The organism is Terrabacter sp. 05T424 (assembly GCF_056396225.1).
On the sequence record NZ_JBFTLB010000002.1, the window covers coordinates 205,873 to 228,341 of the forward strand.

General features: G+C 69.4%; 16 protein-coding genes. 2 read left to right on the top strand and 14 right to left on the bottom strand.

Features of this window, described 5'->3' with window-relative positions:
- Positions 1-118: 118 nt before the first annotated feature.
- From AC1DE0_RS06030 to AC1DE0_RS06050, 5 genes are all read right to left on the bottom strand, one after another.
- The gene (locus AC1DE0_RS06030) at positions 119-1,825 is read right to left on the bottom strand and encodes a DNA/RNA helicase domain-containing protein (protein WP_478098228.1); all 1,707 of its coding nucleotides are present in this window, start codon (positions 1,823-1,825) and stop codon (positions 119-121) included.
- 301 nt (positions 1,826-2,126) lie between these two features.
- Complete coding sequence (locus AC1DE0_RS06035) at positions 2,127-3,104, bottom strand: glycosyl hydrolase family 32 (RefSeq protein ID WP_478098230.1); 978 nt, start codon at positions 3,102-3,104, stop codon at positions 2,127-2,129.
- A gap of 27 nt (positions 3,105-3,131) precedes the next feature.
- A complete protein-coding gene (locus AC1DE0_RS06040) occupies positions 3,132-4,082 on the bottom strand; it encodes a carbohydrate ABC transporter permease (RefSeq protein ID WP_478098233.1) in 951 nt (316 codons plus the stop codon).
- Complete coding sequence (locus AC1DE0_RS06045) at positions 4,082-5,038, bottom strand: carbohydrate ABC transporter permease (RefSeq protein ID WP_478098235.1); 957 nt, start codon at positions 5,036-5,038, stop codon at positions 4,082-4,084. The genes AC1DE0_RS06040 and AC1DE0_RS06045 overlap by 1 nt, the downstream gene beginning before the upstream one ends.
- 9 nt (positions 5,039-5,047) lie before the next feature.
- Positions 5,048-6,343 carry an ABC transporter substrate-binding protein gene (locus AC1DE0_RS06050; protein ID WP_478098238.1) on the bottom strand — a complete coding sequence of 432 codons (1,296 nt, stop codon included), beginning with the start codon at positions 6,341-6,343 and terminating at the stop codon, positions 5,048-5,050.
- A gap of 229 nt (positions 6,344-6,572) precedes the next feature.
- Here AC1DE0_RS06050 and AC1DE0_RS06055 point away from each other — a divergent pair, with 229 nt between their 5' ends.
- Both AC1DE0_RS06055 and AC1DE0_RS06060 read left to right on the top strand, forming a co-directional pair.
- The gene (locus tag AC1DE0_RS06055) at positions 6,573-7,595 is read left to right on the top strand and encodes a LacI family DNA-binding transcriptional regulator (protein WP_478098240.1); all 1,023 of its coding nucleotides are present in this window, start codon (positions 6,573-6,575) and stop codon (positions 7,593-7,595) included.
- A 30-nt stretch (positions 7,596-7,625) separates the two neighbouring features.
- Positions 7,626-10,406, top strand: coding sequence for a glycoside hydrolase family 38 N-terminal domain-containing protein (locus AC1DE0_RS06060; RefSeq protein WP_478098242.1), 2,781 nt, complete (start codon positions 7,626-7,628; stop codon positions 10,404-10,406).
- A 135-nt stretch (positions 10,407-10,541) separates the two neighbouring features.
- On the opposite strand, the gene AC1DE0_RS06065 is transcribed toward AC1DE0_RS06060, so the two are convergent.
- The 9 genes from AC1DE0_RS06065 to AC1DE0_RS06105 form a co-directional block, all read right to left on the bottom strand.
- Positions 10,542-11,780 (bottom strand): CehA/McbA family metallohydrolase, encoded by a 1,239-nt coding sequence (locus AC1DE0_RS06065; protein WP_478098244.1) that lies wholly within the window; start codon positions 11,778-11,780, stop codon positions 10,542-10,544.
- Positions 11,777-12,856 carry an ABC transporter ATP-binding protein gene (locus AC1DE0_RS06070; protein ID WP_478098247.1) on the bottom strand — a complete coding sequence of 360 codons (1,080 nt, stop codon included), beginning with the start codon at positions 12,854-12,856 and terminating at the stop codon, positions 11,777-11,779. The genes AC1DE0_RS06065 and AC1DE0_RS06070 overlap by 4 nt, the downstream gene beginning before the upstream one ends.
- Positions 12,856-13,677, bottom strand: coding sequence for an ABC transporter permease subunit (locus AC1DE0_RS06075; RefSeq protein ID WP_478098249.1), 822 nt, complete (start codon positions 13,675-13,677; stop codon positions 12,856-12,858). The genes AC1DE0_RS06070 and AC1DE0_RS06075 overlap by 1 nt, the downstream gene beginning before the upstream one ends.
- Positions 13,678-13,684: 7 nt before the next feature.
- On the bottom strand, positions 13,685-14,647 hold the full coding sequence (locus AC1DE0_RS06080) for a carbohydrate ABC transporter permease (protein ID WP_478098251.1): 963 nt from the start codon (positions 14,645-14,647) through the stop codon (positions 13,685-13,687).
- Positions 14,648-14,690: 43 nt separating this feature from the next.
- The gene (locus AC1DE0_RS06085) at positions 14,691-16,145 is read right to left on the bottom strand and encodes a sugar ABC transporter substrate-binding protein (protein WP_478098253.1); all 1,455 of its coding nucleotides are present in this window, start codon (positions 16,143-16,145) and stop codon (positions 14,691-14,693) included.
- Positions 16,146-16,271: 126 nt separating this feature from the next.
- Entirely contained in the window at positions 16,272-17,027 is a 756-nt protein-coding gene (locus AC1DE0_RS06090; RefSeq protein ID WP_478098255.1) for a DeoR/GlpR family DNA-binding transcription regulator, read from the bottom strand.
- A 105-nt stretch (positions 17,028-17,132) separates the two neighbouring features.
- Positions 17,133-18,188: a cation diffusion facilitator family transporter gene (locus AC1DE0_RS06095; protein WP_478098257.1), complete on the bottom strand. Its 1,056-nt coding sequence runs from the start codon at positions 18,186-18,188 to the stop codon at positions 17,133-17,135.
- Between the two features lie 424 nt (positions 18,189-18,612).
- Positions 18,613-20,937, bottom strand: coding sequence for a glycoside hydrolase family 31 protein (locus AC1DE0_RS06100; RefSeq protein ID WP_478098259.1), 2,325 nt, complete (start codon positions 20,935-20,937; stop codon positions 18,613-18,615).
- A gap of 81 nt (positions 20,938-21,018) precedes the next feature.
- The gene (locus AC1DE0_RS06105; RefSeq protein ID WP_478098262.1) at positions 21,019-22,407 is read right to left on the bottom strand and encodes an FAD-dependent oxidoreductase; all 1,389 of its coding nucleotides are present in this window, start codon (positions 22,405-22,407) and stop codon (positions 21,019-21,021) included.
- Between the last annotated feature and the right edge of the window lie 62 nt (positions 22,408-22,469).

The following is a 22,469-nucleotide window of genomic DNA, read 5'->3' on the forward strand; positions in this document are numbered from 1 at the left end:
GCGAACATACGTTGCGACCGGCCTGCCTGCGCCCGATTTCGTCACAATTGGGGAGCGCTCGAGCAGGCGGAGCCAGATGCGTCACGCATTTCACCGCCCCGAACAATCCGGCCGCGGTTCAAAGGACCAGCCGACGAAGGAAGTCGCGGGTCTCCGCGTCTGTGGAGTAGATCGTTACGCTCTGCATACCTCTCGTGAGCAAAACCTTGTAGACGTTGCGAACGAGTCGGTCGAAGTCACTGTCGCTCACCTTGGTGCGGTTCCGGAAGTCAGGGTCTCGGTTCGCCTCCCGCACCGTCCGCCAGCCACCTTCGCGCCAGACGAAGTCGGGACCGATGATGACGCCTGCATGGTCGTACTCGAAGCCCTGGGCCGTGTATACGCAGCCGACCTGGCCGAAGCCCGCGGGGTCGCTGGCCCAGAGGGCGGCAGGTGGGGCGCCACCGACTGCGCGGTCACCGCGGAGGTTCCACGGGTGCGACCAGCCGTCGATCTCGACGTCGTTGACCACGGAGCCATCCGGACGGGGGTCACTCCATGGCCAGCAGTAGCCGGCGGCCATACGTGCCGAGTAGCCGTCGTCTTGCCGTGTCGCGAGAACATGCTCGAGCTCTTGCGGCGTGTCTGCAACACAGACACTGAAGCCATCGTCCCCCCTCCACGGGATCGGCCCGCCAGGCTTTAGACCAAGGAGGCGCAGCACCCAATCGACGTAGACCTCCGATCCGCCGCAACGGAACTGGTCATTGAGGTTGATGTGCTCGACTTTCAACCTGAGGGCCTCGGCGTGCGCCTCGATGTCTTCGACGGTACCCATCTCGCCGGGGCGCACGACCTGGTGCTCGTCGAGGAGAAACACCGGAACCCTTGCCGCCGAGAGGAGCTCGTGGATCTGCGGACGCCCGGCGGTGCGCAACTCCTTGCGGGTGTAGCGGCTGACGGACGTCTCGCGGATGCGGTGAGCCTCGTCGAGGATGAGGCAGTCGAGGTCATTCGGTTCTGCGGTCATGAACGAGTTGAAGTAGGTGAAGAGCTTCTGCACTCGCGGCGCCCGCTTGCCGGCGACCTTGCGTAGCGTCATGGTGAAGGATCGCGACCCGGTGGCGTGCATGACCGCGCGGCCTTGGCGTGAGAGCTCTCCCATCAGCGAGAGGGCGATGACTGACTTGCCGCTGCCCGGGCCGCCGCTCACGACGACGGCCGTCTTTGTGCTTGACCGGCGGGCTCGCTCGACGGCGTGCATCACGTGCTCGTATGCATCCCGTTGCTCGTCGAGGAGTACGAACTGCTCCCTGTTCTGCACCTCTTCGGCAGCCACCGCAAGCAGCTGCTTGCTGGGGCTGATCTTGCTCCGCAGCAGCGCGTCAGCCGCCCCGGCGCCGCTCTCGCCCGGTGCGAGCAATGAGCGCAGGTAGTCGACGAACGCTCCACGACTCTGACCGGTGAACAGCGCCCCCTGCTTGTTTCGCTTCAGACGGAGGAGGTCCGAAACGCCGAGGTCCGTAGCGTTGTGTAGGTAGGCAACGCCAGCCAGCGAGTGCGGTTGCTCAGCGAGCATCACGGTGAACGATGAGAGGTAGTCGCAGTAGTCGGCGACCTGCAGCGCGGGATGCGTCACCGCGCGCCGTCCATACTGCTCAACTGAGACAAGAGTGTCGCTGCCCTCGAAGCTCTCCGCGGCGCTCCATTGCTTCAGCTCGACCACGACATAAGAGGGCTGGCCAGTCTGGGGGTGCTTACCAGCCAGCACGACGTCAGCACGCTTGCTCGTCAGCGGCAGCTGGTACTCAATGAGCATCTCGACGTCGTCGAGCCCGCCGGACACGAGGTCTGCTCGAAGGGTAGGGAGGCTGCGCTCCCAACTGCGGGCCTCGCCCGCTGCAGGTCGTCGACCGGTCTGGATACTCATCTGCTCAGCAAGACGATCCGCCAAGTGTGCCTCCAGGGCCGAGAAGCCTCTAACGGAGGTGCGAAGAAGGTGCACGAACAAGTTCCCCTGGCAGCACGAAGTGACTCGTGCGGTGTGGGGGCATGTCCGGAAGGAAGCCCGTCGGGCCGCAATGACATGGGCAGCCTAGCCAGTTGGCGTCTGAAATCGACGCCAACTGGCCGGCGTTGAGCGCCACTCAGGCGGGGATGTCCACCGTCGAGCGACTGGGCGCAAACACAGGTTTGTCACCGTCCCAGCTGACCCCATACGGATCCGTGATCTCGCCGATGAACTGGCCGCCGGTCTCGTTGCGGAAGGCCATGAACTTGGTCTCGCCCGTCTTACGGTCGTCGATGAACTTGCCGACGTAGAGTTCCGGGTCGTCGATGCGGCGCGCCCCTGCGATGTCGTATGGCCCGAGCGGTGACTCGGCCTGCGCGATCCACACACCCCCCTCGGTGCCCGTCGCCTTAATCCGGTCCGAAGCGTCCCCCGCCAGGCAGTTGAACAGCAGCACCTGCCGCCCGTCCACGACGTGTGTCTGGAACACCTCGAGCTGCCCGAACCCCTGCCCCGGCTCCGACAGCGGCGGCCGCAGCTCCCACGTCTCCAGGTCGGCCGACCACGCGTGCCCCACAACACCCCGGTCCACCCGGTCCGAGGGGTCAGCAGCAGGACCACCGGCAGACCGCGCCGTGATCAGCATGTGCCAGCCATCACCTTCAGGGTCGGCGAACACCCACGGGTCACGGAACGCCTCGTCATGCCAGTTACCGTGAGGCGGCGGCGCCCACTTCTCGTAGATCTCACCGTCAGCCGACAGCACCGGCCCCGGCGCCTTGTCCCACGCGTAGAGGTCGGACGAGACGGCATACCCGATGGACTGCACGTTCGCCCCGGACGAGTTGAGCCGAGCGCCCGTGTAGAACATGAACCACCGCCCGTCCGGGTGCCGCACGACCGACCCGGTCCACGTGGCGGTCTCGTCGAAGGCCGGCGCATCCGAGCGCACGAGCGCGTCAACAACCCGCTCCCAGTGGACCAGGTCCGAAGACACTGCGTGACCGATCGAGGCCCGGTAGTGACGTGCGTGCGGATCCTTCAAAGCACGCGACGCGTAGAGGAAGAACAGGTGGTAGTCGGTCCCGTCGTCGACGAGCCAGAAGTCCCACACCCACGCCTCGGGGAGCTTGAACACGAGTCAGCCTTTCACGCCGGAGGAGGCGATGGAGTTGATGAACGATCGCTGGAAGGCGATGAAGAGGACCAGCACGGGCGCGGTGATCATCGACGCGTACGCCATGATCTGCCCCCACGAGGTGTTGAGCTGTTTGAAGTAATCGATGCCGACCATGACCGGCCGCAGCTCCTCGCTCTGCACCGACATGAGCGGCCAGAGGTACTGGTTCCACGTCGGCAGGAAGGTGAGGATCGCGACGGTCGCGACGGCCGGCCCCGACAGCGGCATGACGATGCTGCGGTAGATGCGGAACCAGCCGGCCCCGTCGACCTTCGCCGCCTCGTCCAGCTCCTTCGGGATCGAGTCGAAGTACTGGTAGAAGAGGAAGATTGAGAACGCGTTCGCGATGAACGGGACGATCTGCACCTGGTAGGTGTCGAGCCACCCCTCGGTGAACCCGTCCGGCCCGAGGAACGGCAGCTTGTTGACCCACCACAGCAGCGGCAGCGCGAGCGTCTCGAACGGCACGATGAGCGTCGCGAGGATGAGCCCGAGCACGATCCCGCTCCCCTTGAACTTGATGCGCGCCAGGGCAAAAGCCGCCATCGAGTTCACGACGACCCCCAACACCACGGTGACGACCGTGATGACGACCGAGTTGGTCATGAACTGCGCGAAGGGAACTCGCCCGAAGACGCCCGTGTAGTTGTCCGTCGAGATGTCACCGACGGGCAGGAACGCCTTCCAGCTGCCGAGGTCGCCGAAGATCTGCAGGTCCGGCTTGAAGCTGCTGACGAACATGAAGAGCAGCGGCAGCCCGAAGACGAGGCACAGCACCAGCCGTCCCACCAGGGCGAGGGGCTTGCGTATGCCGTGTCCTCCCTCTCCCCCGCGGCGCGGTGCCGTCGTGGTCGACTCGGCGACGTGGGCGAGGTGGTCGGCTCCGAGGCCGGGTGCGGTCGCGGTGCTCATCAGGCGTCCTTGTCTCGGGTGAGGTGGCGGTTGACGAGGGTGACGGCGAGCACGAGCACGAAGAAGACGAGCGAGATCGCCGAGGCGTAGCCGGTCTGCTGCTGCTGGAAGCCGGTGCGCACCGCCATGAGTACGACCGTCGACGTCGAGTCCAGCGGGCCGCCCTGGGTCATGATGTTGACTTGGGTGAAGAGGGCGAACGCCGAGATCGTGATGGTGATGAGGATGAAGGTCCGTGTCGCCCGCAACCCGGGCCACGTGACGTAGCGGAACTTCTCCCACGTGCCGGCGCCGTCGAGCTCGGCAGCCTCGTAGAGGTCGCCGGGGATGGTCTGCAGGCCGGAGAGCCAGATGACCATGTGGAAGCCCATCGCCTGCCACGCCGACATGAGGATGATCGCGAGCAGCGCCGTGTGCGGGTCGCCGAGCCAGTCGGGCCCCTCGATGCCGAACTTCAACAGCACCTGGTTGATGAGGCCGTTCTTCTGGTACATGAACAGCCACAGCATCGACACGACGACCATCGACGTCACGACCGGCAGGAAGTAGATCGTGCGGAAGAAATTGACCCCGCGCATCTTCACGTTCACGAGCAGCGCCAGCCCCAGCGCGCACGCCGACTGCACCGGCACGATGATCGCCGCGAAGATGACCGTGTTGCGCAGCGACGCCCAGAACGTGTCGTCCTCGAAGAGGCGCACGAAGTTGTCGACGCCGATGAACTCCGCCGGCCTCGGGCTGATGAGGCGCGCGTTGGTGAACGCGAGACCGAAGGTCAGCCCGATCGGGACCAGCAGGAAGGTGATGAGCAGGATCCCGGCCGGCAGCAGCATGAGCAGCGCGGTCGTCGTCGACGATCGGGAGCCCTTCACCGGGGTGCGAGTCGGGGCGCGCTTGGCGCCCCGCCCCCGTCGCGTCGTCGCCGAGGCGTTCTCGGCCGAAGTGATGGTCGTCATGTCAGTCACTCACTGGAAGTAGCCGTTGGACTTCTGGTTGGCGTCGATGTCCTTGACGGCCTGGTCGAGCGCCTGCTTCGGGTCGGCGCCGTTGAGGATGTCCTGGGCCGTCTTCGTGAACTCCGTTGCGATGAACGGGTAGCCGGGCGTGACCGGACGCAGCACCGCGAACTTCTTCGCGTAGTCGAGGAAGAGCTGGTTCTCCCCGCCCTTCTCGTAGCCCTTCACCTGGGCGGCCGCAGCGTCGGTGGCCGGGATGTTGTTCGTGTCCCGCGCGACCGAAGCCACGTACTTGTCCTGCGCCGCGAACTTCATGTAGTCGAGCGCGCCGGCGGTGTCGGAGCAGTTCTGCGAGATGCCCCACTGCCACGAGCCGCCACCGATCTTCGGGCCGTTGCCGAGGTCCGGCGGCGGGAGGAAGAGCGTGTCCTTGCCGAAGGCCTTGCGGGTGTCGACCGCCGTCCACGTGCCGTTGTAGAGGATCGCGGACTTGCCGTTGATGAAGTCCTTGGCCGGGTCGGCGCCGGACTTGAGCGGAACGAGCCCGTCGGTGACGAGACCGCGGAACCACGTCGCCCACTCGACGGCCTTGGCGCCGTTGAGGGTGCCCTCGGCCGTCTTGTAGCCCTCGCGGTTGACGAGGTCGCCGCCGAAGCTCTGCAGCATCGGGGAGTACGCGTAGGGCCACCACTCGCCGGTGAAGCTCGTCGCGATGTCGAGGGGGGTCTGGAAGGCGCCTGACGCCTTGATCTTCTTCAGCGCGGCGGTGAACTCGTCCTTCGTCCACGGCTGGTCGACGGTCGGGACGCGGATGCCGTACTTGTCGAGGATCGTCTTGCGCGTGACCATGACGAGCGCGACGTCGTAGTAGCCGAACGAGTACGTCTTGTTGTCCCACTTGCCGAGGACGGTCGGGAGGTACTTCGCCAGCGTCCCCTCCATGCCGTCGAGCGGCGCGAGGTAGCCGGCCCAGGCCCAGTTCGGCACGTTCGGGCCGTCGATGTCGAGGATGCACGGGAGCTTCTTGCTGGCCGCGGCCGCGACGACCGACTGGTTGTAGGAGTCCTGCGGGAACGCCTGCACCTTGACCTTGTACTTCTGCTGGCTCGCGTTGTAGTCGGTGACGATCTTCTGGATCGCCGCGAGCTCGGCCTTGTTGCCGGCGTTGTGGGTCCACATCGTCAGCTCACCGCCGGTGCCGCCGGTCGAGCTGCTCGCGCCTTTGGAGCAGGCGGCCATGGACAGGGGCAGCGCCGCGGCGAGCAGGCCGACGGCGATGCGCTTGCTGGTGGGGGTGAGCTTCATCGGTTCCTCCGTGGTGATCAGGTCAGCGCCTCTGCTAAAACCTTTCAGCACGAGACCGTAGGGCAAGGTCCACGGGGAGCGCAAGAGGTTGCTAAATGCTTTTCACCAGCCGGTATGCCGACAGGTGCCCGCTACCGTGGGGTACGCTTTCGCCGAGTGCCCCGAAGGGTGCACACGGCATACGCAAGGTCGCGACGACGCGCCGTGCTGACGACGCGAAGGGGTGGGAGTGAACAAGCGACCGACGCTCGCCGACGTCGCCGCGAGGTCGGGGATGTCCAAGACCGCGGTGAGCCTCGTGCTCAACAAGCGACCCGGGTCGCGGCTGTCCGACGACGCCGTCGCGCGCATCCACGAGGCCGCGCGCGAGCTGAACTACCGCCCCAACCCCCAGGCCAGGTCGCTGCGGCTCGGCACCACCGGCACCGTCGGCTTCATCTCCGACGACGTCACGGTCACCCGCTTCGCCTCGGCGATGATCCGGGGCCTGCTCGACGCCGCCGACGAGAGCGACCGCGGCGTCCTCATCGCCGAGACCTTCAACCACCCCAAGCAGCTGCGCAAGGCACTGGACTCGATGGCCGACCGCCAGGTCGACGGGCTCATCTTCGGAGCGCTGTCGGCACGCCTCATCGACCTCCCGCCCCTGCCCGACGGCATACGCGCCGTCACCGTCAACTGCGTCAGCCCCGACGTGCCCGTCGCCGTCCTCCCCGACGAGGAGCAGGCCGGGTATGCCGTCACGCGCCACCTGCTCGACGCCGGCCACCGCGACGGGATCGCCATCATCGGCAACGCCCCGATCGCGCGCACCGACCCGCGGGTCTCCGTGACGATCGGCCGCCGCTTCGACGGGATCCACCGGGCACTTGCCGAAGCCGGCGTGGCGCCGGTGGCGGTTGCGGACATCGAGAAGTGGGAGCCGTGGAACGGCTACGACGCGGCCAAGGGCGTGCTCGCGTCCGGCGCCCCGGTGACCGCGCTGCTCTGCCTCAACGACCGCGTCGCGTTCGGCGCCCAGCAGGCCATGCACGAGAAGGGACTTCGCATCCCCGACGACCTGTCGGTCGCCTCCTTCGACGACGACCAGATCGCCGCCTATCTGAGGCCCGGCCTCACGACGGCCCGGCTGCCCTACCTCGAGATGGGTCGGCGGGCGCTGGAGCTGTTGCTCGAACCTTCGCCCACCCCGGGCGAGCATCTCGTCGAGATGCCGCTGCAGGTGCGCGGCTCGATCCGTTCCCTGGGCTGACGCGAGTCCTCGCTGACATGATCGTGAGCCATGACCTCGACGGTGTGGCTCGTCCCGCACACGCACTGGGACCGCGAGTGGTACGAACCCTTCCAGCGCTTCCGCCTGCGCCTCGTCGACCTCATGGACGACGTCGTCGAACGCGCCGCCCGCGAGCCTGACTTCCGGTTCACCATGGACGGCCAGATGGCCGCCATCGACGACTACCTCGAGGTCCGGCCCGAGCAGACCGACGCCGTGCGCAAGCTCGTCGCCAACGGCCAGCTCGCGATCGGCCCGTGGCGCGTCCTCATGGACGAGTTCCTCTGCTCCGGCGAGACGATGATCCGCAACCTCGAGATGGGCTGGGCCGACGCCACCCGGCTCGGCCAGGTCATGCCCATCGGCTACCTCCCCGACATGTTCGGCCACTGCGCCCAGATGCCCCAGATCCTGCGCCACGTCGGCATCGAGCAGGCCGTCGTCTACCGCGGCGTCCCGGCCGAGGTCGACCGCCACGAGTTCTGGTGGCGCTCCCCCGACGGCACCGGCATCCGCACCGAGTTCCTCGCCAACAGCTACGGCAACGTCGCCGACGTCTTCGGCGGCGGAGCAGCCCGCGAGCGCCTCGCCGCCCGCCTGAAGACCCAGAACCACTGGTATGCCGGCGACTTCCTCGCGATGTACGGCACCGACCACGCCGCTCCCCTGCCCTCCCTCATGGCCGAGGTCGCCGACCTCGACGCCGACACGGACGGCCCGCGCATCACAGTCGCCACCCTCACCGAGTACCTCGCGCAGCCGCGTACGCCGGAGGCTGAGCTGCGCACCATCGACGGCGAGCTGCGCAGCCACGCGCGGTCCAACATCCTCCCCGGCGTCCTGTCCGTCCGCTGGCACCTCAAGGAGGCGATGGCCCGCACCGAGCGACTGCTCACGAGGTATGCCGAGCCGTTCGCAGCGCTCTACCTGCCCACCCTGCCCAGCCACTACCTGTCGATGGCCTGGCGTCGGGTCATCGACTCCTCGTGCCACGACTCCGTCACCGGCTGCGGCGTCGACGAGACCGCCGTGCAGGTGCTCGCCCGGCTGCAGGAGGGCGAGCACGCCGCGCAGGCCGTCCGCGACCGGGCTCTCATCGCGGCCGAAATCATGAGCCCGCTCGGTTCGGTCGTGGTCGCCAACCCTCTCGCGACCGAGCGTGACGACGTCATCGAGCTCACCCTGCCCGTGCCCGAGCCTTGGTCTGCTGTCGGCTTCGAGCTGCCCGACGGCCGAGTGGTGCCCGCGCAGGAGATCTCGCGGCCCGACGCCGTGCTCGCCACCGAGACCGTGGGTTCGGAAGAGCTCCCGCGGCTCATGCACCGGGTCCACGACCGTGAGCTCTTCGGCCTGCAGGTGCGCGACATCGAGATCGACCACACCGCAAAGGTGCTCACGTTCCACCTCGCCGACCACGGCGACCCCGACTTCGACGCCATCGCCGCGGAGGCTCGCCTCAGCGCTGCCGCCGATTCGGCCGGACCCGGCACCGAGTGGCAGGTCATCACCCGGGACGAGCCGCGCCGGCGCCTCGCCGCAGCCGTTCCGGCTCCTCCCCTCGGGTGGGCCGCGATGCGCGTCGCCGAGCTGACCGCGGCGGCACCACCCGGGCACAACATCCGCCAAGGCGGCCGAACGCTCGACAACGGGCTCGTCCAGGTCCAGGTCGAGGACGACGGCACCCTGACCGTCACTGCCGACGGCGTCACCCACCGCGGGGTCGCCCGACTGGTCGACGGTGGCGACCCCGGCGACTCCTACAACTACGCACCCCCGGCGCACGACGTGCTCGTCGACGAACCGACCCAGGTGTCGGTGACCGGGCTCGGCAGCGAGGGCCCGGTCGTCGGTGCCCTCCGTGTCGACCGCCGCTACGAGCTCCCCGTCTCGAGCAGCCTAGGTGGGCGGTCCGAGGAGACGGCGACCACCGCGGTGGCGATGCACGTCGAGCTCCGGGCGGGCGAGCCCTTCGTCCGACTCCGACTCGACTGGCAGAACCTCACCCGCGACCACCGGCTGCGCCTCCACGTCCCGACGGCCGAGATCGCCACGGTCTCGCACGCCCAGGGCCAGCTCGCCGTCGTCGAGCGCGGCCGCACGGCGGAGGCGGGACCGGTCGGCGAGCACCCGCTGCCCACGTTCCCGGCCGAGCGTTTCGTCGACGCCGGCGGTGTCGCGGTCCTCCTCGGCCGCACGGTGGAGTACGAGGTCGTGGACACCGACCGCACAGCCGATGGCTCCCCCAGCGGCACGGAGATCGCCGTGACGATGCTGCGCTCGATCGGCTACCTCAGCCGCAACGTCCACCCCTACCGCAGTGAGCCTGCGGGACCTCAGCTCCCGACACCCGATGCACAGGCCCTCGGTCCGTGCACGATGTCGCTCGCCGTGATGCCGCATCAGGGATCGTGGGCCGCGGCCGAGGTCGCCGCGGCGACCGAGGCCTACCTCCATCCCGTCGTCGTGACGCGCGGCTCCGGGCCCGTTGACGGACGCCTCCCGCGAGTCGAGGGGCTCAGTCTGCTGGGTGCCGGCGTGGAGCTCGTGTCGCTCCGACGGCGGTCCGACGGCGACACGGCCGTCGAGGTACGCGTGGTCAACGCCTCCGACCAGTCCACCGTCGCAGTCCTCGGCTCGGACGCTGTCCCGGTGCGGTCCGCGGGCCTGGTCGACGGCCTCGGCCGACGGGATGACCCACTCGCGGTCGAGCACGGCGTCGTGCGGATCCCCCTGCGCCCCTGGGAGATCGCAGCCGTACGCGTCGACATCGCAGCACCCCTCCACCCCTAGCCCCCCGCCCTCCCCAATCGAAAGAACACTCCGTCCGCCCTCAAGCGGGACCGCGCGGTCACGCTGTCAGGACGAAGTGTTCTTTCGATTGCTTCTTGGGCCCGCAATGGCCCCTCGTGCTTGTCACTCGGGCGGTCAGGCGGAGAGGGCGTGGATGGCTCTGGTGCCGTCTTCGAGCCAGCACGGTCCCTGCCACGCGGGCACGCGCACTCTGTCTTCGCGTAGGGTGCAGCGGCGTTGGCCGAAGCCGGTCATGATCAGGCCTTCGGCCCCTAAAGCCACGACACCGTCGCCGTCCCTCAGGAGCAGCGGTCCGTCGACGCCCGCACTGACCGCGGTCCGTCCCGCGCGCACCGCCCCGAGGATGTCGTCGCCCTCCGCGAGCACCCACGTCGTCGGGGATCCGGGCAGGCCGTCCGCGCCGTGGACGTGGAAGTCGCTGCCACCGATCGGGATCGTCCTCGGCATCTGCAGCCACCAGGCGAGGGGCGCTCCCCACGTAGGCGCCTGCGCCCACGACGAGTGCCATACCTCGGCCACCCTCGGACGGTCGACGGGCAGCAACCAGGCGCAGTCGCCGGCGAGCGGGTGGTTGATCGACATCAACCCGCCGCGGCTCTCGGCCTGCGCCGCCCACGTCTCGGGCGGTGACCGGAAGTCGACGAGCCCGATGTCGCCAAAGACGTTCGCGTGCCCGACGTCCCGCGTGACCTCCTGGCCCGGCACGAGCGTGATTCCGTGCTGCCGCCCGACGGAGGGCAGGTGCGCGTGGTGGCTGATCGTGTTGTGGTCGGTGACCGCGAGGAAGTCCAGACCGCGCGAGACAGCCAGTGCCGCAAGGCCGCCCAACGACAGCGACCCGTCCGAGTGCACAGTGTGCGAGTGGAAGTCGCCCGCGAGCCACTGCATCCCGTCCACCGACGGCAGGCCGCGCTCACTCCCCGCACGCGGCCGAGCCGAGGGGCTGGCGGGAGCGGGCTCCTCGGGCGAGGCCCCCCGGTGCTCCTCGACGACAGCATGCTCCACGGCCCGCACCGTCAGCTCCATCGCTACACCCGACGCAGGAACCCGGTGCAGCCCGATCAGCACCGACCACATCCCCGGCTCGACCGGCTGGGGCACGTAGCCCGGCGTCGCCCACCTTGGGGAGACGACGACACGGCTGCGTGCCCCACCCGACCAGCCGACGTATCCCGCAGGCCCCTCGAGACCGAGGTCGAGCACGGCACCCGGCTCGGCGGCATACGTCATCTCGACCTCGATCGCGCCCGCCCCTGACCCGGGCACGTCGAAGGCGATGGAGCGGGTCTGCGACTCCGCGCGATCCTCGGGCCGCCACGTGCGACTGACCCGCAGCAACGTCGGGGAGCTCATGGCGACAGCAGCTCCCCCTCCGCGTCGTAGACGAGCACCCGGCTGGAGGTCGGGGCGACTCCCACGACCGCCCCGACCCCCGGCTCCTCCCCCTCCGGCACGACGACCTGCACCCGCTGGCCGTCGTCGGTGCGCGCCGTGACGAGCACGCTCGCACCGAGGCTCTCGGTCGTCTCGACCGCCCCCTCGAAGACGAGCGGCCCGTCGCTGCCGACCCGCGCGTACTCCGGCCGGAACGCCACGGTCACCTCACCGTCCGCTGCATCGGCACCCGCCCACCCGGCCGCGACCGCGTCCACGCCCTCGAGCGACCCGACCTGCAGCGAGCCACCGATGAGCTTGCCCGGCAGCATGTTCATCGGCGTCGACCCGATGAAGTTGGCGACGAACGTGTTGGCCGGCCGGCGGAAGATCTCCGACGGCGTGCCGAGCTGGCGGATGCGCCCGGCCTCCATGACGGCGATCTGGTCGGCCATCGCGAGCGCCTCGCTCTGGTCGTGCGTGACGAACACCGTGGTGACGCCGAGGTCGCGCTGCAGCCGCTTGAGGAAGGTGCGCGCCTCGAGCCGCAGCCGGGCGTCGAGGTTCGAGAGCGGCTCGTCGAGCAGGAAGACCGAGGGCTGGCAGGCCATCGCCCGCGCGAGCGCCACCCGCTGCTGCTGACCCCCCGACAGCTCACCCGGCCGCCGCTCCATCAGCGCCGACAGCCCGAGCCCCTCGCCCGTCTCGGCCGCCTTCGCCGCACGCTCGCTGCGCCCGACCTTCTTGATGCGCAACGGATACGCGATGTTGTCGGTCACCGTCATGTGCGGGAAGAGCGCGTAGTCCTGGAAGACCATCGCGACGTTGCGCTCGCCCGGCGCGAGTCGTGTCACGTCGCGGTCGCCGATCGAGATCGACCCGCCCGATGCCTCCTCGAGCCCTGCGATGGTGCGCAGCAGGGTGGTCTTGCCGCAGCCCGACGGGCCGAGCAGCGCGAAGAACGACCCGTCCTCGACCGTCACGTCGAGACCGTCGATGGCGGTCACGTCACCCGGGTAGACCTTGGTGAGCCCGTCGATACGAATGTTGGCCATCAGCTCTTGATGCCTCCGTGGAACCGGAACCCGTAGCGTCGGTTGACGAACAGGTAGAGCGCCACCACCGGCAGCGCGTAGACGAGCGAGAACGCCGAGATGAGAGGCAGATTCGCCTGCCCGCCCTCGGAGTAGAACGTATACATGACGACGCCGGCTGGGATCTTGGCCGGGTCGCGCAAGAGGATGTATGCCGTGAGGAAGTCGCTCCACACGTTCACCAGCGCCCACACCGCGATGGTCGCCAGCCCCGGTCGCACGATCGGCAGCACGACGTGCCGAAGCACCTGGGTCGGGCTCGCCCCGAAGACCCGCGCGCTCTCCTCGTAGGACTTCGGTGTCGCATCCATGAAGTCCTTGAGGATGAAGATCGCTGCCGGCAGAAGGCCGCCCGTCAGCACGAGGATCACGCCGGACCGGTCGTCGATGAGGTTGAGCTGGAACATCAGCTGGAAGATCGGCACCATCGCCGCGGTGCCCGTGACGATCGAGCTGAGCAGCAGCAAACCGTAGAGGATGCCGTTGCGTCCGGGGATGCGCACCCGCGAGAGGGAGTATGCCGCGAGCGCCGCCAGGACGGTCACGCCGAGCATCGTGCCCGCCGCGAGGTAGACGGAGTTCTTGAGCGAGGAGAACGCGTACGGGTTCTCCGAGAGCTTCTGGAAGTTCGCGAGCGTCCAGTCGGGCCAGCTGACGTCGAGCCCCGGCTGCTTGTCGAACGGCGCCGTGACGAGCCACAGCATCGGCAGCGCCCAGAACGCCACGACCGCCGCGAGGAACGCGACGAGCGCGAGGCGACCGACGACCGACCGGGCTCTCATCGGGACCTCACCGCCGCTCCCGAAGTAGGCGCACGTAGAAGAGCGCGATGACGAGGTTGATGACGAGCATGATGAACGAGATGGCCGAGCCGTAGCCGAGCTGGCCACCGTAGAGGGCCTTGTTGTAGATGAAGACCGGCAGCGTCTCGCTCGCGTGGTTGGGCCCGCCCGCGGTGAGCAGGTAGGGCGAGAAGTCGTTGAACGTCCAGAGACTGATGAGCAGCGTGTTGGTGAGCACGTGCCCGCGAATGTGCGGCAGCACGACGTCGCGCAGCTGGGCGATCGCCCCGGCCCCGGCGAGGCGTGCCGACTCGAGCTGCGACGGCGGCACCGCCCCGAGCGCCGCCGAGAAGAGCAGCATCGAGAACGCCGTGCCGCGCCACGTGTTGAAGACGATGATCGAGGCCATCGGGTGCTCGAGCAGCCACTCGGTGCCGGTCGTGTGGAGCAGCGCGTTGAGGGTGCCACCGTCGCCAGAGAGGTAGGCGACCCAGAGGAACGCGACGATCGAGCTCGGCAGGATCCACGCGAGCAGCACCAGCGTCTCGACCGCCGACCGCACGAGCTTCGGCACGGTGCGCAGCGTCCACGCGAGCGCGAAGCCGGCGACGGTCTGCCCGATGATCGCCGAGCCGAGCACGAAGAGCAGCGTCAGCCACAGCGAGTTGCGGAAGTCGGGGTCGACGATCGCGGCCCGGAAGTTGTCGAGGCCGACGAACTGCGGGTCGGCCGCCTGGATGCCGGTGAGGCGGTAGTCGGTGACGCCGAGGTAGACCGTCCACGCCGCCGGCACGACGAGGAAGGCCAGCACGAGCACGAGCGCCGGCGCGACGAGGCCGGCCGCGCGGGCCCGGCCGAGACCGGCGGCGTCGCCCGAGTCGACGTGAGAAGCCTTGCGAGCCTTGCCTTCCCGGCGGCCCTGGCCATCCCTGCGGTCCTTGTGTTCCTTCCGGTCCACGGTCGCGGTCATCGGGCACCCGCCTCCCCCTGAAGGGGCGGGTGCCCGGGGACCATCAGGATGTCGCCACCTTGTCTGCGCCCCCGACCGCCTTGGCCACCGCCGCCGAGTAGGCCTTGGCCGCCTCGTCGACACTCTTGCCCGACACGATGTCGGCCGTCGCCTGCTGCAGGGCCTGCGACACCTGCGGGTAGACCGCGAGACCCGGCCGGTAGTGCGTCACCGGCAGCACCTTCTGCGAGATGAACGTCAGCAGCGGGTCCTTGGCGAGCACCTTGTCGTTGACGTCCTGGCGCGCCGTGATGCGCGCCGAGCCCGCGAGCAGCGCATTGATTGCGTCGGCCGACCCGAGGAACTGGAGCAGCTCCCACGCCTGCTGCGGGTACTTCGTGTTCGGGTTGAGGAAGTAGCCGCCGCCACCCGACATCGAGACGTAGTCGGTGCCGCCCACGCCCGCGCCGGGCTCGCGCGCCGGGATGAACGCCCAGCCGACGTCGGCGTCGCGCGAGGCCATCGGGTTGGCGCCCTGGTCGGGGTTGACGACCGAGCGCCAGAAGTAGTCGCCCTCGAGCAGGATGCCGACCTTGCCGGCCGCGAACGCCGCGAACGACTGGTCGCGGCCCTTGGCGGCCTGCTGGTAGTTCTTGTTCATCAGCCCCTGGTCGACGAGCTGCTTGTAGAAGGTCAGCACGTCGCGTACGGCCTTGGTGTCGCCCTGCCATTTGTTGTCGGCGTAGATCTCGGAGCCGGTGCCGACGAGCAGCGGCAGCACGCCCTGCATCGTCGTCGCCTCGCCCATCGCGGTGCCGGCGTTGATCTGGACCGGCTCGATGCCCTGGATCGCCTTGAGCTTGTTTCCGGCGTCGACGATCTCCTGCCACGACTTCGGCTGCCAGTCGGCCGGCAGGCCGGCCTGCGCGAAGAGCTTCTTGTTGAAGTAGAGGACGCGCCCGTCGCCCCCAGCAGGTATGCCGTACGCCTTGCCTTCGAACGACGCGTTCGCCTGGACCGCCTTGGGGATCTGCGACCAGCCCTCCCACGACGTCACGCCCGGGCCGGCGACGTCGGTGAGCGGCTTGAGGTAGCCGGCCTGGGCGAACTCGCCCACCCAGATGCCGTCGAGCGCCATGACGTCGGCGCCGGCCTTGCTCTTGAGGTCGAGCGCGACCTTGGTTTTGTACTGCTCGTCGTCGACGCCCGACGGCTGGAAGGTGACCTTGACCGTCACGCCCTTGGCCTTCTGCTGCTGGGTGAAGGTCGGGATGACGTACTTGGCGTACCAGTCGGCCTCTTCAGCGTTCTTGCCGCCGGCGATCGAGTTGGACGTGATGGTCAGCGTGACGTCCTTGGCCCCGGCGTTCTGCGTCGGATTGGCCGACGTGCCCGAGCTGCGGTCGCAGGCGGCCCCCACCATGGCGACGGACGCTGCGAGGCCGACGATGACGGTGCGCCGGAGCGGGCGCGCGGGTGTGCGCCGTGGCGTGCCGTGGGTGGCGGAACGGACTTCCATGGTGTGGCTCCTTCTCCGGTGGGCGAGCTGGGGGCGTACTGGGTGATGGCGGTTGGCGGGGTGTGGCGGTTGACGGGATGTCGGTTCGGTGTCCGGCGGGCTTGGTCGTGGTGGTCGTCGTGCGGCTCAGGGGGCGAGCAGGACCTCCGTCCCGGTCTCGCGGGCGCGGCCGAGCGTGTGCGGGTCGGCGAGCGAGGTGGTGATGAGCACCGACACGGACTCGAAGTCGCAGACGCGGATCGAGCCCTTGCCGGGGAACTTCGTGTGGTCGGCGAGGAGCACGACGCGTCCGCCGCTCTCGACGAGCCGGCGCTTGGTCGGCACCTCGACCGACGTCGTGTCGAGGATCCACCCCTCGGAGTCGACACCGCTCGTGCCGAGGAAGACGAGGGAGGCGCTGACGTGGCGCAGGGCGTCCTCGGTGAGCGGCCCGACGAGCGAGTGGTAGGCCCGACGCAGGGCCCCGCCGAGGATGACGACGTCGACGACCGGGTCGTGGCGCAGCTCGTCGAGCACGGCGAGGCTCGGCGTGACCACGGTGATGCTGCGGCCCCTCAGCTCGCGGGCGAGCGCGCCGGTGGTCGTGCCGATGTCGATGAGCACCGTGTCGCCGTCGCGCACGAGCTCTGCGGCCCGGCGGGCGATGCGCTGCTTCTCGGCCGCCGCGTCGTCGGCGGCCTTCTCGTAGGGCTGGTCGATCTCGACCGGCAGGGCCGGGGCAGCGCCCCCGTGCACGCGCCTCACGAGGCCGGCGTCGGCGAGCTCGGCGAGGTCGCGGCGGATGGTGGCCGACGAGACGCCGAGGCGCATGACGAGGTCTTGCACGGAGACGGCTCCGTCTCGTACCTCGTCGGCAATGGCGCGGTGCCTTGCGTAGCGCACGATCGAACTCTTGCACACAAATGAGCGAAATTGCGCGCTGGTGATCGGTGGGTGCGCAACCGTGATCGTCGCGCACCCCGGCCCCACCGCAGGACCGGCCGCGCGTCAGGAGGTGCGGTCTCCCCTGCTCATCGCCCCGGCCGTGCCGACGCCGCTGCTCACGCCCAGCGAGCCCGGGTCGATGGTCTCCGCGTCCGGGCTCGACAGCGTGATCACGGCGCGCTCGACGACCTGGTGCTCCTCGACGCGATGGCCCAGCGCGGTCAGCCGGTCGGCGACCTTCGCCTCCGTCTCGTCACCGACGAGGTCGACCGCGGCCACGAGGAAGACCTTGCCCGGACCGACGAACTCGAGGTGCAGGAACGTCACACGCTCGACCTCGGGGCTGTCGTTCAGCTCGTCCAGCGCCCGCCGCCACACTTCGGCGCTCACCGACTCGCCGACGAGGAAGTCGCGGTTGCGGCGGATGAGGAAGATCGCGACGACCCCGAGCAGCAGCCCGACGAGGATCGACCCGACGGCGTCCCACACCGCCTGGCCCGTCACCTGGTGCAGGAAGATGCCGAGCCCCGCGATGAGCAGGCCGACCAGCGCCGCGGCGTCCTCGGCGAAGACCGCCCGCAGTGTCGGGTTGGACGTGTTCGCAATGAACTTCAGCGGCCGAAGACCACGCTGCTTCGCCTCGGCCCGCGTCTGCCGCGTCGCCTGGATGAACGACACGCTCTCGAGCACGAAGGCGATGGCGAGCACGGCATACGCCCAGGTGTACGACGTCTCCGGCTCCTCGTGACCGAGCACGGAGATGCCGTGCCACACCGACACGACGGAGCCCGCGCCGAAGAGGCCGAACGCCGCGAACATCGACCAGACGTACGCCTCCCGCCCGTAGCCGAACGGGTGCCTCGCGTCGCGGGGCTGGGCGGCCTTGCGCTCGGCGAGGATGAGGAAGACCTCGTTGCCGGCGTCGGCCCACGAGTGCGCCGCCTCAGCGACCATCGACGCGGATCCCGTGATCACGGCGACGATCGACTTCGCCACGGCGATGAGCGCGTTCGCGACGAGCGCGATGATGACGGTCGTCAGGCTCTCACCGCCACCGCCGCCCGTCTCGTCCGCTTCGGCTGCCTCCGCTGATTCCACGCCCGCCCTGTCGTCTGCCACGAGTGTCACCCTTCTCCCACCGACCGTCGCCCGCAAGAGAGCGCCCACGTCATATACCCCCGGGGGTGGTGGGGGGAGCGCGACCATCGCCGCGCCCAGCACGGCGCCGGCCCCCATACGACAGGGCGCCCGGGAACACGTGTGTGCCGGCCTCCGCGCAAGGCGCCTACCGTCGCCACGTGGGCACGGGTTCCTGACGACGCAGAAGTTCCACGCGCTGGTTGATGGACGGTACGTACGCGCCCGACGAGATCCCCTACGCGCCCGAGTGCCCGACCATGGCCACCTGCTTCGTCGCCGGCGGCACCACGGTCTCCCGCTCGAGCTGAGCCGGGCGTCACCGATCCCAAGGGCGTACCCCGTCGCGACCTTCCGGTCGAGTGCCCACTTCCCGACGGCCGCTCGGCCCCGAGGGTGTATGCCGTCAGGCGGAGTGGCGCACGACGTCGAAGCGGGTGCGCGCGTGGGCGGCATACCCGGGGCCGTCGGTGGTGTGCTCGACCCGCACGTCATCGCCCGAGCGGCTGACGACGACCGTCGTCGTGAGGCGCTCGGGTGCCTCCTCGGCGACGGTGAGGCCGTCGTCCTCCACGAGCACCGACTCCCAGCGGCCCTCGGTGGCGGGTTCGAAGACGTGCAGCTCGACCGCCTCGGGGTGGTGACCGTCGGTCGACGCGGGGGCCTCGGCCCACATCGGGATCGCGGCGCCCGCCCGTGCGAAGAGCGGGATGCGCTCGCGCGGGGTGTCGACGGTGATCCGCCGCCCGCCCTCGTGCAGCGCGCCGGTGTGCCAGTCGTACCAGCCGCCGGCAGGCAGGTAGACCTCGCGTGACGACATGCCCGCCTCGGTGACGGGGGCGACCAGCAGGTCCCGGCCGAAGAGGTACTGGTCGTCGATGTCGACGACCTCGGGGTCGTCCTGGAAGTCGAGCACGAGGGGGCGCTGCACCGGCTCGCCCGTCTCGGTGGCGCGCACGAACGCCGAGTAGATGTAGGGCATCAGGCGGTAGCGCAGGCGCACCGCCTCGCGGACGAGCCCGTGGATCTCCTCACCGAACGACCACGGGTACTGGTCGACGTTGTTGGTCTCGGAGTGGTTGCGGCAGAAGGGAGTCAGGGCACCCATCTGCATCCAGCGCAGGAAGAGCTCGGGGTTGGTGTCGCCCTGGAAGCCACCGATGTCGGCTCCGACGAAGGGCTGGCCCGACAGGCCGAAGCCGCACGCCATCGGCATGCTGACCCACAGGTGGTCCCAGCGGGCCTGGTTGTCGCCCATCCAGTTGGCTGCATACCGCTGAATCCCCGCGAAGCCGGCTCGCGACAGGATGAAGGTCCGGGCATCCGGCTGTGCGGCGCGCAGCCCCTCGATGGTTCCCATCGCCATGAGCAGCGCGTACTGGTTGTGGTAGCGCTCGTGCTTGGCCTGGCCCCTGTCGAACAGCATTGCGCCAGCAGGGATCTCACCGGTCGCCGGCTCGTTCATGTCGTTCCAGATGCCGCCGAGGCCCGACTCGACGTGCCTCGCGTTGAGGTCCCCCCACCACGAGCGCGCCTCGGGCGTCGCGAAGTCGGGGAAGACGGTGTTGCCCGGCCAGACCTGCCCGACGTACGTGTCGCCGCCCTCGGTGCGGCAGAAGACGTCCTTCTCGAGTCCGTCGTCGTAGACCTCGTAGCCGGGGTCGTGCTTGACGCCTGGGTCGACGATCGTGATGGCCCGGTAGCCCTGGTTGGCCAGCCCCTTGAGCATCCCAGCAGGGTCGGGGAAGCGCTCGGAGTCCCAGGTGAAGACGCGGTAGCCGTCCATGTAGTCGATGTCGAGCCAGATTGCGTCACAAGGGAACTCGTCGTCGCGGTAGCGCCTCGCGATGACCTCGATGTCCTGCTGCTTGTAGGCGTGCCAGCGGCAGTGGTGGTAGCCGAGGGCCCAGATCGGTGGCAGCGACGCACGCCCGGTCAGCCAGGTGTAGCGCTCAATGATCGAGGACATCGACGGGCCCGCGAAGACGTACTCGGCCCACTGGCCGCCGTGGAACGTGACGCGGTACTCGTCGTCGCGGCTGAACTCGTACTCGCCGCGGTAGGCGTTGTCGACGAAAGAGCCGCTCGCCGCGCCCGTGTCGGCCGAGCGCTGGTGGAAGAACGGGACGGTCACGTAGTACGGGTCGAACTCCGCACTGGTCATGTCGGCGCGCGGGTCATCCGCGTCGAGCCCGGCCCGAAACTCGGCCGTCGCGTGCTCGTTGAGGACGTCGGTGTTCCACATCGTGAAGTCGCGGCCGCGGCGGTTGTGCCGGCCGCCCTTCTCGCCGAGGCCGTAGATCGCGTCGTCGCGACCGATCCGGCGTCGCGTCGTCCACGCGTCGTTGAGCGTCGCGTAGGTCCAGTAGCGCCCCTCGTCGTCCGGCGCCGACTCGAGCACGACCGACCCGTCGGTGCGGTGCACGTCGACGCGGAACGGGTCGAGCCACAGCGTCACCACGAGCTCGTCCGTCACGAGCCTCCACGCACCCTCGGCCTGCTCGGCCCGCCACGTCACCGGCCCGTCGAGGTCCGGAGACAGCGGGTCGACGCACACGGCATACGTCGGCTTCGGGTCGAACGACCCGCCGCGGCTCAGCTGGAGGCGCACGACGTCGGGACGCACCGCGTCGATGCGCAGCAGCTCCCCGTGCAGCCGCGCCAGCAGCCCCCGCTCGGCCTCCTCGACGGAGTCGACACGCTCGAATCGGATGAAGTGGTCGGTCCTCATGCATCCACCCAACCAAAGACACGCCTCCCCTACGAGTCCCGTCCCAGTCGAGCGGGCACTGTGCCGAGTCTCGAACCTGGCTCAGCCTGCGGATGGCGGGCCGACGCGCGGGTGGCGCACCGGGGCGCCCGTCACGACGGGGGACCGGCGTGAGGCGAGTAGGACGCGAGCCAGGACGTCGGGGCGCACGAGGGTCGGGGGCGGGTCGGCGAGCTGGAGCACGCGGTTGAAGGTGCGAGCGACCGGGAGCGAGGCGTGGGCGGCGTGGATGACGCGGACCGTGTAGCGGTTGAGGCCGGCCGTGCCGAACGGCCGGGCGCCGACCGTCTGCGGATGGCCGAAGTCCCCGCCGACCGCGATGCGCCACGGGGCATTGACGACGCGAGCGGCTCTGCGGTGAAAGCGTTTCGGGAGTTCATCCGATGCGATGCCGGTGCGGGCCGCGATCCGCCCGAGCGCGTCGGCCTGGAGTGCCGCCGAGCTCATGCCCTGCCCGTAGATCGGGTCGAAGCTGCTCACGGCGTCACCGAGCACCACGAGACCGGGCAGGGCGGCGACCTTCTCGAAGTGCCGGCGCTGGCTCGACGGGAAGCGGTAGGTCTCGATCTCCGACACGCGCTCGCAGTGCTCGATGAGCTGGGCCACCGCAGGTGTCGACAGGGTCGCGGCGAAGGCGGCGATCTCGTCATCGGTGGCCGGGGGAACGTCTCCGTGCACCCCCGACAGGGTCACCTGCCACCGGTCGTCCTCGACCGGGACGACGGCGCCCCCTCGGAAGGAGCCCGGGTTCTCGATGCTCACGAGGAAGCCACCCTCGAAGTCGTCCGGCGTGCGCCGCAGGAAGAAGGAGGTGTAGCCGATGTCGATGCCCACTCGGGTGACGGGCGGGTCGAGGAGGCCCGTCGCCGCGAGGTCGTGGACCAGCCGGGAGCTGCGCCCGGAGCAGTCGACGACCAGGTCAGCGGCGCGGGAGACGCCGCCGTCCTCGACCCCGGTCACGCGACCGGCCTCGACGCGTACGGCCTCGACGGTGACGCCGTCCTCGAGCGTGACGTTCGGCAGCGCGAGCACCCTGCCTCGCACGACGTGCTCGAGGAGGGGCCGCGTCATGCCGATGCCGGGGCGGCCCCAGTAGCCCCGCGCCCGATAGGCGCCGCCCTGGTGGACCCACGCGCTGTGGCCGTCGACGGGCACGGCACCCTGCGCCTCGAGCTCCTCCTCGATGCCGGGGAACCAGTCACGGAGCCGGTCGAGCCCGGCCGACAGGAGCACATGGAGGTGTCGCCCCTGCGGCACGCGCCCGCGCGGGCCGACCGCCTCGGGAAGGCGTTCGCGCTCCAGCACGACCACCGACTCGGCGTGGTCGGAGAGCGCCCGCGCAGCCAGCAGGCCCGCGATGCTCGCCCCGACGACGACCACCTGCCCCTGACGCTGATGTTGACGGGCTCCCCTTCGAGCCGGACCGGCCACCCTCCAAGGCTAGCCACCCCCAGACATCGCCACCGGCGCTCGACTCGGAGTTTGATGGGACG